We start from the raw sequence: 11,927 nt of genomic DNA on the forward strand, positions 1-11,927 counted from the left end.
CCTCTGCGCGCCCCTTGAATGCGCGCCCGACCGCCCACATCATCGGATCGCGGTAGCCTTTGGCTGCTCGCACGCCCTGTATAAGCTCATTCAACTCCTCTATCGTTTTAAATTCTTTAGACATTCTTACTCCTAAAATTAATTAAAAATATCGTTTATTTTACCGCCTTTTAGGCACTTTTCACGATCGATTTCGATTTGTTTTTTGAGCTCGGCGTCCTTGGCAAACACGCTTTCATCCACCAAAGTACTCGGCAAATTTATCATAATCGCGTCGTGAGAGCCGCTAAAACCGCTTAAATTTTGTCCAAAATCTTTTTTAATGAGCTCGTTTTTGCTACTTATATCTCCGCCATCGCAGTGAAAGTCCGATCCGCCGCCAACACAATCGCATCTTATTTTGGTATTATCATCGTATACACGATTCACCAAATAAACGTTTTCTTTCAAATTTATGCTGCTTATCGGATTAAAAACGAGTACGGCTAGAATTTTATTATTATGCGGATTTGACACCTCCCAGCGTACGGCACGATATGAACTTAGCATCACTACAAGCGGCTTTTTCGATTTTTCTAGCGCGACGACTACTTTATTATCATTCGCATCACTTTCGTAAATGGCAGCTAGCCATATATCGAAATTCTGACCTTTTAGCTTAGCAGCTACCTCGCTTTGTTTATAAAAATTTGGCTCATCCTTAAAATCCACCAAAAGGCTAGTGGTATGCCAATTGTTGGCGAACCAAACCTCGATCTTGTGGCGCCCTTTACTAAATTTATGTACGACGGCTTTGTTTCTAGCATTTTCGGAGTCGTATATCTGCTCGCCGTCTATCGCAATACGTAAATTCGCCCAACTAAAATCCGCCAAAATCATCTGTTGCACATCCTGCTTATAGTCGAAATTCCCGACCCAATAGGCGATAAATTTTTCGGAAGGTATTTTGTGGAACTTGTCGTAAGCGAAATTTAAATTTATATTTTCGACCGTTTCCGAGAAAACGACGGTTTTCGGATCGTCTTTATTTAAGTAAAAAGCCAAAAACTTATCCGCCGGAATCTGCTTGCCCGCTGTGATCTCGCTCGCCCATTTTTGTGTGTCGTTAGCGTTTGCACAAGCAAGAAATACGCAAAAAGCCAGTAAAAATACTCTTAAAATTTTCATTTTTTCCTCCAAATCTTAAATTTCATCCTATCTAAACACATCATCCATCGGCGTGCTTTCGCATTTCTTGCGGTCGGCTTCTACCGAGAGTAGGCGAGCTTTACTGTCGTCTAAAATTTTCGGAGTAATAACAAGCCCCGGCAGATCTAAGGAATTTACGGCGTGCTTGCCGGCAAATGCCCCAAGTCCTTTGCCAAATATTCCGTTTACGCGCCCGTTCATATCATAAATCTCGCTTCCGTCGCAGTGAAAGACATTGCCCGATATGCACTCGCATTTAAGCCCATCCGCAGCCTCTGTGTATCTGTAGTCCTCGACGTAAAGCGCACCGCTTACACCACGGACGCTACTTATGGGGTTGTAAATTAACACGGCTAGAATTTCATTCTTTTGCGGATTTGAGATCTCCCACTCCACGGCGCGATATGAGCTAAGCAGTAGCACGATGGGCTTATCGGATTTGGCTAAATTTAGCTTGACGCGATTATTCATCTGCGCGCTTTCGTAGATCGCGCCCAGCCAGAGATCGTAGTCCTTATCCGCAGGGATCTTGGCTACGGCGTCTTTTTGACGATAAAAGGGCTCGACATCCTTAAAATCTACGAAAAGCTCGCTAGAATGCGCGTCATTTAAAAACCACGCTTCGATCTTGTGCTTGCCCTTGCTAAATTTATACGTAAGCGGGCGCTTTTGATTGCTAGATGTCCCACCTAGCACGTCCGTGCCGTCCACGGCGATTACCAGCGTAGACCAGCCGTAATCTCCTAGCACCATTTTTTCGATATCGGCGTCAAAATTAAACTCGCCGACCCAATACGCCATAAGATTTGGAGACGGGATTTCATGAAAGGAATTTCCTTCGTAATTGACGCTGATGCGATCGACGTTTTCAGAGAAAACCACTTTCTTAGGCTCATCTTTATTCAGATAAAACGCCAAAAACTTATCCTGCGGGATCTGCGCGTCCGCGGTAATCTCTTTCGCCCATTTTTGCATATTGCTCTCTTGCGCGAACGCCGCAAATGCAAGCACCAAAATAATCAAAAACCTCATTACCGACCTTTCTTATTTCGTATAAAAGTAAAATCCCTAAACCTAAAAGCCCTAGGCTTAGGGATTTTGCCGCCTTGGCTCCACAGCCTATACGAATGAAATTCCAGCTGCTTAAATTTCAGCTGCGCGAGAAATTCACTTCCGCAATCACTACAGATAAAATTCCATCCCAAATAAACTCTACAGAGGCTTTCGCAGATAAACTCCACCGCCATAAGGCCCGGCGAAATAAAATTTAAACTAGCGCAATGCTACGGCTATCACTAAAAGCTAGACGCGATAAAATTTCAAGCCAGAAATTCATCGCTAAAGCCCCATCTTAAAATTTTAAAACAAAGTTTTAGCGATAAATTTTGCATTTTGAAATTCTACGGCAAAGCTTTATGCTTAAAATTTTACATTTAAAACTCCAAGGCAGAATTCTACGGCAAATTTTACCTCGCTGAATTGCGCGTTTGGAATTTAATTTGCGCCGTTAAATTCTGCGCTTAGAATTTTATCTGAACCCTCAAACAACGAAGCTTGGGTAAAATTGTAGCTCGAAATTTCATCTGCCCAAATTTTGTGAGCGCTATAAATTTGCTCAAAATCAAAGTGAAATTTAAAGCTCTAAAATTTAGTATAAAAACTCGCGCTACGGAACTCTACACGAAATTCTATACACAAAAATTTTACTGGCGCCATAAAATTTCGCGACAAAATCGCAGCGAAATTTTAACGCAGAATTTCGAGCTACAAAATTCGGCTCGAAATTCCAAGCCACAAAACCCGCGTTAAATTTTACCCACTAAATTTACGGGCAAAATTCTATGACGGATTTGCATACCGAAATTTTGCGAGCATTATAAAATTTGCAGCGAAATTAGGCGTGAAATTTCAAACTATGAAATTCCGCGTTGAATTTCAATCTGCAAAATTCAAGAGAAATTCGACGCCGCGCCCGTCAATGCCCTAATTCGAGCAGGCGCTCTTGCCGTCCATCACCGGCTGGATCGCGGAGTTGTCCGCCAGCTCCTCGCGATCGATCTTCTCGATCTTTTCCCACAGCTTGCGCGCGGCATCTTCGTAGCGCTTTGCGCTTAAAGAATCTGGCGCGTAGAAGCTTACCGGCTTGCCGCTGTCGCCGCCCTCGCGGATAGCGATCTCGATCGGGATCTCGCCGATTACTTCGGTGTTGTATCGCTGCGCCAGCTTTTGCGCGCCGCCGCGACCGAAGATATCGTACTCCTTGCCGTTATCGGGGCAGATGAAGCCGCTCATATTCTCGATAAGGCCTGCGATCGGGATATGGAGCTTTTCGAACATATCAAGCCCGCGCGCGCTGTCGTCCAGCGCGACCGTCTGCGGCGTCGTGACGCACACGCCCGCCGTCACCGGCACGCTCTGCGCTAAGGTAAGCTGCGCGTCGCCCGTACCCGGAGGCATATCCAAAAACAGCACGTCCAGATCGCTCCACGCCACGTCTTTTAGCAGTTGCTCGATCGCCTTCATTATCATCGAGCCGCGCCAGATGAGGCTCGCGCCCTCCTCCATCAGCACGCCCATGCTCATCATCTCCACGCCGTGGCTTAAGATCGGCTTTAGTTTCTGCCCCACGACGCTTGCTTGCGTCTTATCCTCTCCTAGCATTCGCGGCAAATTCGGCCCGTATATATCGGCATCCAAAATCCCCACTCTCTTGCCGAGCTTTGCCGTGCTGATGGCTAAATTTAGCGTCGTCGTGCTCTTGCCTACGCCGCCCTTGCCGCTGCTGATCATCACGAAATGCTTGATCTGCGGCGCGATATTTTTGCCGCTGCGAGAGTTGCTCTTTTCCTCGGCGATCTTGGGCTGTTTGATTAAAATTTCCACGTCCGCGCCGAGCGCCTTTTGCACCGCCGATCTAAGCTCTGCTGCGATCTCCGGCTTGGCGCTGGGGATTTCGATCCCTACGAAAATTCTATCGCCGATCTCGACCTCTTTTACAAATCCAAAATCCACGATGCTTTTAGAAAAGCCCGGATAGATCACGCTTTTAAGCAAATTTAAGACTTCGTCTTTACTCATTCTTTCTCCTTATTTTCGGTTAAATTTCTACTGATTTTATATGCGCAAAATTTCGGCCCGCACATCGAGCAAAACTCCGCGCCCTTGTAAATTTCATCGCCCAGGCTCTCGTCGTGCAGTTCGCGCGCATGCGCAGGATCGAAGCTAAGCTCAAACTGCCTGTTCCAATCAAAATTATACCTCGCATCGCTCATCGCGTGATCGCGCTCTATCGCGCCCGCTTTGCCTAGCGCGACGTCCGCGGCATGAGCGGCGATTTTGTGCGCGATGATGCCCTCTCTGACGTCTTTTGCATTGGGAAGCCCCAGATGCTCCTTCGGCGTTACGTAGCAGAGCATGCTTGCGCCGCAATACGCAGCCATCGTCCCGCCGATAGCCGAGCTGATATGATCGTAGCCCGCGCCGATGTCGGTCGGAAGCGGCCCCAGCACGTAAAACGGCGCGTCGCGGCAGAGCTTGCGCTCTAGCTGCATATTAAGCTCGATCTCGTTAAACGGGATGTGCCCCGGACCCTCGATCATCACCTGCACGTTTTTTTCATTCGCGCGCAGGGCCAGCTCGCCTAAAATTTCAAGCTCGCTAAGCTGCGCCCTATCGGTCGCATCGTATAAGCAACCCGGGCGCAAGCCGTCGCCCAGAGATAGCGATACGTCGTAGGCGGCGCAGATATCGCAAATTTCATCAAACGCTTCGTAGAAGGGGTTTTGTTTATGAAATTTCATCATCCACGACGCTATCAGCGAGCCGCCCCTGCTTACGATACCCATTTTGCGACGGGACAGCAGCGGCATAAACTCGAGCTTAAAGCCCGCGTGGATCGTGAAATAATCCACTCCCTGCCGCGCCTGCTTCTCGATCGTACTAAGAATAGCGCTCGTTTTTAAATTTTTAATATCGCCCAGCTCATGGATCATCTGATAGATCGGCACCGTGCCTATGGGTACGGGCGAGCGCTCGATTATCGCGGCGCGGATCTCGTCCAAATCGCCGCCCGTGCTTAGATCCATCACCGTATCGGCGCCGCACTTTAAGCAGACCTCGAGCTTTTCCAGCTCGCCCTTAATATCGCTCGTCGTGCCCGAGGAGCCGATGTTTGCATTGATCTTGCACCGCAGCGCGCGCCCGATACCGACGGGTTTTAGGCTTTTGTGATTAACGTTTGCGGGGATGATCGCTCTTCCTTGCGCGATGAGATCGCACAAGGCCCGCACGTCCATGCGCTCGCTTTGCGCGACCTCTCTCATCTGCGGCGTCAGCTCACCCTTTTTTGCAAAATAGATCTGCGATACGCAGCTTTCAGTCATTTTCGCCTCGCTTCTTAAAAATGCGCGTATAATATAACAAATTTCATTAATCCTTACTTTTCTTTTGCCGTTTATTTTCGTAACGCAGGCTGAAATTTCGCCGCCGCGCCGCGTAAATTTACGCCTAAGATTAAGATATTTTAGCGCGCAAGCCGCGATTAATTTTGCTTTCATTTTTAATACGTATAATTTCGTAACAAAATTTCAAGGATAAAATTTGAAAGATATATCGCTGATTTTGCTCGCCGCGGGCGATTCGAGCAGGTTTGAGCTCCCCGTCAAAAAGCAGTGGTTGCGCGTGGGCGAGCTGCCGCTTTGGCAATACGTCGCGCAAAATATCGCGCGGGCGCACCCATTTAAAAAAATCATAATCGCCGTAAACGAGGAGGACATGAGCTATTGCAAGCGCCTCTATGCGTGCAGTTTAGCCTCGGCGCGCGGCGAAAGCGCGGAGCGCGGCGCAGATGAACGCGGCTCTGCAAATTTAAAATTTTACTTCGCCCCAGGCGGTGCAAATCGCCAAAGCTCGCTAAAAAGTGCGCTGCAGCTCGTAGAGAGCGAACTCGTGCTCGTAAGCGACGTAGCTCGCGCGCAAATTTCGCCCGAGCTGATCTCCTCGCTGGTACGAAATTTAGGCGGCGCGGACTGTATCAGCCCATATCTTGGCGTAAACGACACGACCTACCTCGGCGAGCGCATTGTGGAGCGAGAGGAGCTACGCCTTATCCAGACGCCCCAGCTTTCGCGCACGGCGCTGCTTAAAAAGGCGCTTGAGGGAAGCGAAATTTTTACCGACGACAGCGCGGCGATCGGCAGCGCGGGCGGGCGGTTGGAATTTATAAAAGGCGAAGCGGGCGCGCTTAAGATCACGCGCGCAAGCGATCTGGCGGCGCTAAATTTAAAACCATGCTCGCGCGATATTTTTTGCGGCACGGGTTACGACGTGCATGCGCTTGAAAAAGGCGCGAGCATCGTGCTCGGCGGCGTGCAGATCCCGTGCGAGTTCGCGCTGATCGCACACAGCGACGGCGACGTAGCGATCCACGCCCTAATCGACGCTATTTGCGGCGCGGCGATGCTGGGCGATATCGGCGAGCTGTTCCCCGACGGCGACGCTAAGCTTAAAGGCGCGGACAGCAAGGAGTTGTTACGAAAGGTAATGCGGCGCGTCAGAGGCTACGGCTATGAGCTCGTAAATGCCGATATTACGATCATCGCGCAGCGTCCGAAGATCGGCGCTTACAAAGCGCAGATGCAAGAGGTTCTGAGCGAAATTTTAAACTGCGCCCGCGTAAATGTCAAAGCAACCACGACCGAAGGGCTGGGATTTACGGGCAGAAGTGAGGGTATCGCCGCGCAGGCTGCGGTAAGCTTAAAATTTTACGACTGGCAAAAGCACGCAGCAAAGGCGCAGGACGTATGAAAATTTTAATAATCGAGAGCGAAAGCTATCTTGCTCAAAGTATCGCAAACAAGCTTGGCGCGCTTGGGCATGAATGCACTAACGCGGCAAGCTTAGCGGCCACGGCGGGCCTTACGGAGGAGTTTGAGGCGGTGTTACTTTCTACAAGCTGGAGCGGCGCGAGCTTTTATCCGCTGATCGAGAAATTTAGGCGCTCGATCATAATTTTAATGGTCGCTTACGTCGATAGCGAAACGGTGCTAAACCCCGTAAAAGCGGGCGCAACGGATTATATCCAAAAGCCCTTTATGATAGAGGAACTCATCAAAAAGATCGAGCATTACGCGCAGTTTCGCTCGCTAAAATCGCAAAACGAAGCCTACGAAGCGCTGCTTAAAGAGATCTCTCTTTCGTGCGAAATACCGCCCGCGCGTTTAGCGCAGATAAAATTCCCGCTTCTTTTGCGCGGCGATGCGGCAGCGCGAGCTGCGGCGGTATTTAAGATCGCGCTTGCGCTAAAATCGCGCCTTAAAATTTTATCCGCACAAGGCCCTGAGCTGCTAGAACGCGGCGCGGAGATTTTTTACGCACCAGATTTTGATAGCCTAAGCGGCGCGCAGAAGGAAAAATTTCTAAGCAAAACCAAATCCATGCGCCTAATTGCCGGATCCATCGGCGCGCAAAAGGGTTTTAACGACGAAATTACGCTTAGCAGCAGCAAAGAACGCAGTGAAATTTTAAGCATCGAAGAATACGTAAAGCTCACGATCGTAGCGCACCAAGACGAGTATTTCGACTCCGATCTGGCGGCGGCACTTGGGATTTCTCGAAAATCGCTTTGGGAGAAAAGGAAAAAATATGGCATCGCAAGAAAAAAATAGCCGCGCGCGCTCGGCATGGATCGCAGACGGGACAGAAATTTCACGCGATACCGGCAATTTAAACGAAATAAAACCGCTTGAAAGTGAAGGAATTTTAAGCGGCACAAAAACTCTAAACGTCGCAAGAGCTTCGAGCGATGCGGCGCTAAATTTAAAGGCGAAGCAAAATTTAAAAGCATCGCAGAACTCAAAAGCAAGACAAAATTCAAAAGCAAGACAAAATTCAAAAGCAAAGCGCGATTTAAAAACGGTGCGGAATTTAGAAGCGTCAAGGGCGAGTAATGCCAGAAAAGATGAAGCGCGAGCTAAGGGAGCGGCATGGAATTTAAAAGCAGAGCAAGCCGGAAGCGAGAGCAAAGGCGCAAATAATAGCGCAACGCAAATCCGCAAGATAGAGATCTCGCGCTCCGACCTAAACGTCCTGAGCCTGCTCGCAAACGGGGCTTTCGGCAAGAGCTGCGAGCTACTGCGCCCAAGCAAGCTTAGCATCTGCGGTATAAATTTCGTTTTTTCCTGCGCGGACGCAAAAAAGGGCGATATTTTGGAGCTTTATCTTAGTAAGGACGGCATAGCTGAACGCACCGAAAATTTGCTTAGCAGCGAGAACGGCGCGTATTTGCTAGCTAAAGGATCGCTCAACTTGCAGGATGGGGTTTCTGCCGTGGCGCAAAACGAGCAGAGTTTTGCGAAAAGCGGCACGGATTTCGCGCGCACTGCAAGTGCGCAAAGCACTATAAACGCCACAAGCGAGGGCTTAAACCATATAGAAAGCCTTGCTGCGAGCTATGATCAAATTTTTACTTGCAGCGCAGATGCAAAATCTGCGAAAAACGCCACTTTGGATTTGGCGAAAAGCTCCGGTGCAAATTCTGCGGTAAATTCCGCGCGGAGCTTTACCGAAAATTCTGCGATCAATCGCGTTTGCAGCGCAGATGCAAAATCCGTAGCAAATTCAGCGGGAAATTTTATCTCAAATTCCACCGAAAATTTCATCAAAAATCCCGCTTCTTGCGAGCTTGTCGCGCGCATAGACGTTAGCGACGTTTATGCTCCAAGCGCAAGCGAGATCGCAGGCTCGATATTTCAAAACGCATACGCAGAGCAAACTGCAGTGCAGGGGCGCATCACGCTGCTAAAAAATGGTCTTGCAGAGCAAATCGCGCGCATAAAAAAAGTCGCAAGCTCGCTTGCCGCGCCTAAAATTTCAGCGTTTTTTACATGCGCCGATCCGATCCACCGCGTGCATGAGCGGCTGATTAGGCATATGATCGACAAGGCGGATTTCGTGGTGATTTTTTTAACCGGCACGAATAGCACGGATGCCCTGCCCTACGAACTACGCAAAAAAACGCTAAGCTATTTGCTGCAAAATTTTTTGGTTGCGCAACGCGCCATGATGATCGATCTGGGCTCGCTTGCGATTTTTGACGACAAGCCCGCCCTGCAATGCGCGATCGCAAAAAATTTAGGTATAAACAAAATAATTTTTGGGCAAAATCACGCGAATATGGAGCTATTTTTCGAAGGTGGCGGCGTGCATTCGGTGCTGGACGAGTATCAAAAACGCGGCGAAATCGAGATTTTGCTGATGCCGGAATACGTCTATTGCGAGAAGTGCAAGGTTCTCGTAAGCACCAAAAACTGCCCTCACGGCGCTCATCATCACGTGCATTACCGCACGCAAAACCTCAAGGCACTGCTGCGCGCGGGGATCTTGCCGCCCGCGATTTTTATGCGTAAAGAGATCTCGGCGATGATTTTAAGCGAGCTTTTTCCCGCACGTTTTTCGGATCTGCAAAAGCTCTACGACGAGCTTTTTCCAAACAGCGGGATCTTACAGAGCCACGGTGAAAGCGAGTTTTACGAGCAGCTTATGCAGCTGTATCAAACCAGCGCGCTAAAGACGTAGCTCTCGAGGGCGCAACGCAAAAAATGACGTGGAATTTGCAGAAGCTAGGCAGAGGGTAAAATTTCGCTACGTTAGAATTTACGGCGGCTAGACGTAAAGTAAAATTCCATAGTGCGGAAGAATGAACTGCACGGAATTTTATAGCATAAAGAGCGGCGGACGCAGATTTGGCATAAAATTTTGTGGCGCGACGAAGCTAAATTTTTAAAACAAGCGGTGCGGTAAAACGAGCTTTAAATTTTAAAGTCTTGGCTTCGTAGCAAATTTATAACGACGCAATAAAATCATGCGGCGAAGCGGATTTAAAATTTTAAGGCGCGGCATATGCGTAAATTAGCAGTGTAGCGGATCTAAAATTTAAGCTTTCGACGAGCAAGTTTAAATTTAGCCAGATGCTCGCAGTAAGTCGCAGTGCATAAATTTGGGCGAGGCGCAACGACTGCTCGCTCGCGCAAAATGCCGTGCGTTGGCGGACGGATTTGAAATCTCCGCGCAAGCGAGCAAAATTTTAAAATTTTTACGCAAATGAGTAGAATTTTAAAATTCCTACGTTAGTGAGCAAAATTCGTGGCGAGCGAGTAGAACTGATTTCGTGTAGGCGGGCAAAATTTAAATTCTATATGCACGAATGAAATTTAAAATTCTGCGCGTAAGCGAATTTAAAATTTTCGCGCGAGCAGATGCTCTAATTAAAATAAGCGGTAAAATTTTAAAAAGCAAAATTCAAAAGGACAATTATGGATAAAATTTTCGTTACATTTTTCGGCGCGGGGCTACTAAAGCCCGCACCGGGCACCTGGGGCAGCATCGCAGGCTGGATAGTAGGTCTTGCGATTTTGATGCTAGCGGGCGAAGTGACGCTGTTTTTGTGCGCCGCTCTCGTCTTTTTCGTCTCGCTTAAGATCGTAAGCGATTACGAAAGGCGGGTAGGCGCGCACGATAACAGCGAGATCGTCATCGACGAGGTCGTGGGGGTGTGGATCGCGATGTGCGTTGCAGCGCCCGTGGGCGAGATCTTTTCGCTGCCGCTGCGGGAGCTGATCGCGGGCTTTGAGAGCAGCAGGATCTCGATCGTTGCGATGATTTTGGCGCTGCTGTTTTTCAGGGCTTTCGACATCCGCAAACCCTCGATCATCGGGCGCGTGGATCGCGATGTGCCGGGCGGGCTCGGCGTGATGCTGGATGACGTGCTGGCGGGCTTTTTCGCGGGGCTTGGGGTTTTGATAGTTATCTCTTTAGGGCTCAAGCTCGGCGCCGCAGGATTGATTTTTTAAGCTTTTTGGATGTGCTCATGGCAAACACAGCGCGATTGCGGGCGCTATCAAGCACCGAAATTTTAAAAACCGCATCTTGAGCGCGGCTTATGAAATTAGCGCAAATTTACCTTCTGAGGCGTGAGCCCGCTTGGAATCTGAAATTTAAGAAGTATTTATTCGCGGCTCGCATAGCCTGCAAATAAAGCAAACGTAAAATTTTAAAATTTTGCACGAGTCGCGATAAAATTTGCGTGGCCTTAAATTTTAAATTTCGCAACCTGCAGAATTCTACGACATAAAAATTTAATTGCGCTGCAAGAACCAAAATCATGCCGCCTGAAATTTCGTGCGGCTAAATTTTAAAACAAAGCGGCAGGCGCAGCTCGCGCGTAAAATTTTAAAATTTATCGCTAGTTGCGGGCAACCCGTAGCATAGTGCATCAAATTTTCGGCAATATTCACCGCTTCATTTGCGACGTTGCCGTAAAATACCGATAGCGGCGCAAGAAATTTCGGAGGGACGGAGCAAAATGCAAAAGAGCGCAATTGAGATACGCGGCATTCCCGCCGCCGTTTGGGGGAGTCGCTCGGAAAGGGTTTATATCTACGCTCACGGGCAATGCGGAAGCAAGGAGGATGCGGAGCTTTTGGCTTCCGTCGTTTGCAAGCAAGGCCGGCAGGTTATTAGCTTTGACTTGCCCGGACACGGACAGAGGCGGCACGAGCCCGCTTCTTACGATCCGCGACGCGCTATTTTGGAATTTCGCGAAATTTTATCGTATGCAAAGAAGCGCTGGGACGAGGTCGCGCTGTTTGCCGTTAGCCTAGGGGCATGGCTCGGCCTGCAAAGCTTCCGCGACGAAAAGCTTAGCGACTGCCTCTTCGTCTCGCCGATACTTGATATGAAAT

The 11,927-nt window shown here is 48.9% G+C and carries 10 protein-coding genes; 6 read left to right on the top strand and 4 right to left on the bottom strand.

All coding sequences use genetic code 11. The features are described 5' to 3' along the window. Positions 1-138 precede the first annotated feature (138 nt). Entirely contained in the window at positions 139-1,167 is a 1,029-nt protein-coding gene (locus Q0340_RS03570) for a hypothetical protein (RefSeq protein ID WP_298082191.1), read from the bottom strand. A 27-nt stretch (positions 1,168-1,194) separates the two neighbouring features. Next, on the bottom strand, positions 1,195-2,220 hold the full coding sequence (locus tag Q0340_RS03575) for a hypothetical protein (protein WP_298082192.1): 1,026 nt from the start codon (positions 2,218-2,220) through the stop codon (positions 1,195-1,197). Between the two features lie 522 nt (positions 2,221-2,742). Here Q0340_RS03575 and Q0340_RS03580 point away from each other — a divergent pair. Next, a complete protein-coding gene (locus tag Q0340_RS03580) occupies positions 2,743-2,997 on the top strand; it encodes a hypothetical protein (RefSeq protein ID WP_298082193.1) in 255 nt (84 codons plus the stop codon). A gap of 174 nt (positions 2,998-3,171) precedes the next feature. On the opposite strand, the gene Q0340_RS03585 is transcribed toward Q0340_RS03580, so the two are convergent. Both Q0340_RS03585 and thiC read right to left on the bottom strand, forming a co-directional pair. Beyond that, positions 3,172-4,266, bottom strand: a complete 1,095-nt coding sequence (locus Q0340_RS03585) for an Mrp/NBP35 family ATP-binding protein (RefSeq protein ID WP_297880747.1) — start codon at positions 4,264-4,266, stop codon at positions 3,172-3,174. Then, positions 4,263-5,570: a phosphomethylpyrimidine synthase ThiC gene (gene thiC, locus Q0340_RS03590; RefSeq protein ID WP_298082194.1), complete on the bottom strand. Its 1,308-nt coding sequence runs from the start codon at positions 5,568-5,570 to the stop codon at positions 4,263-4,265. Before thiC ends, Q0340_RS03585 begins: the two co-directional genes overlap by 4 nt. A 217-nt stretch (positions 5,571-5,787) precedes the next feature. On the opposite strand from thiC, the gene Q0340_RS03595 reads away from it, so the two are divergent. From Q0340_RS03595 to Q0340_RS03615, 5 genes are all read left to right on the top strand, one after another. Further along, positions 5,788-6,993 carry a bifunctional 2-C-methyl-D-erythritol 4-phosphate cytidylyltransferase/2-C-methyl-D-erythritol 2,4-cyclodiphosphate synthase gene (locus tag Q0340_RS03595; RefSeq protein ID WP_298082195.1) on the top strand — a complete coding sequence of 402 codons (1,206 nt, stop codon included), beginning with the start codon at positions 5,788-5,790 and terminating at the stop codon, positions 6,991-6,993. After that, positions 6,990-7,853, top strand: a complete 864-nt coding sequence (locus Q0340_RS03600) for a response regulator (RefSeq protein ID WP_298082196.1) — start codon at positions 6,990-6,992, stop codon at positions 7,851-7,853. Before Q0340_RS03595 ends, Q0340_RS03600 begins: the two co-directional genes overlap by 4 nt. Further along, positions 7,831-9,762, top strand: coding sequence for a hypothetical protein (locus Q0340_RS03605; RefSeq protein WP_298082197.1), 1,932 nt, complete (start codon positions 7,831-7,833; stop codon positions 9,760-9,762). Before Q0340_RS03600 ends, Q0340_RS03605 begins: the two co-directional genes overlap by 23 nt. 737 nt (positions 9,763-10,499) lie before the next feature. Next, complete coding sequence (locus tag Q0340_RS03610; RefSeq protein WP_298082198.1) at positions 10,500-11,036, top strand: phosphatidylglycerophosphatase A; 537 nt, start codon at positions 10,500-10,502, stop codon at positions 11,034-11,036. A 512-nt stretch (positions 11,037-11,548) separates the two neighbouring features. Continuing rightward, positions 11,549-11,927, top strand: a 379-nt coding sequence (locus Q0340_RS03615; RefSeq protein ID WP_298082199.1) for an alpha/beta hydrolase, incomplete at its 3' end; no start/stop codon positions are given.

It is taken from the genome of uncultured Campylobacter sp. (assembly GCF_938045595.1).
In the GTDB taxonomy this organism is placed as follows: domain Bacteria; phylum Campylobacterota; class Campylobacteria; order Campylobacterales; family Campylobacteraceae; genus Campylobacter_B.

Excerpts from the sequence above, each read along its gene's own strand:
- Q0340_RS03570 (WP_298082191.1), bottom strand. The coding sequence starts at position 1,167 with ATGAAAATTTTAAGAGTATTTTTACTGGCTTTTTGCGTATTTCTTGCT.
- Q0340_RS03575 (WP_298082192.1), bottom strand. The coding sequence starts at position 2,220 with ATGAGGTTTTTGATTATTTTGGTGCTTGCATTTGCGGCGTTCGCGCAA.
- Q0340_RS03585 (WP_297880747.1), bottom strand. The coding sequence starts at position 4,266 with ATGAGTAAAGACGAAGTCTTAAATTTGCTTAAAAGCGTGATCTATCCG.
- thiC (WP_298082194.1), bottom strand. The coding sequence starts at position 5,570 with ATGACTGAAAGCTGCGTATCGCAGATCTATTTTGCAAAAAAGGGTGAG.
- Q0340_RS03600 (WP_298082196.1), top strand. The coding sequence starts at position 6,990 with ATGAAAATTTTAATAATCGAGAGCGAAAGCTATCTTGCTCAAAGTATC.
- Q0340_RS03605 (WP_298082197.1), top strand. The coding sequence starts at position 7,831 with ATGGCATCGCAAGAAAAAAATAGCCGCGCGCGCTCGGCATGGATCGCA.
- Q0340_RS03610 (WP_298082198.1), top strand. The coding sequence starts at position 10,500 with ATGGATAAAATTTTCGTTACATTTTTCGGCGCGGGGCTACTAAAGCCC.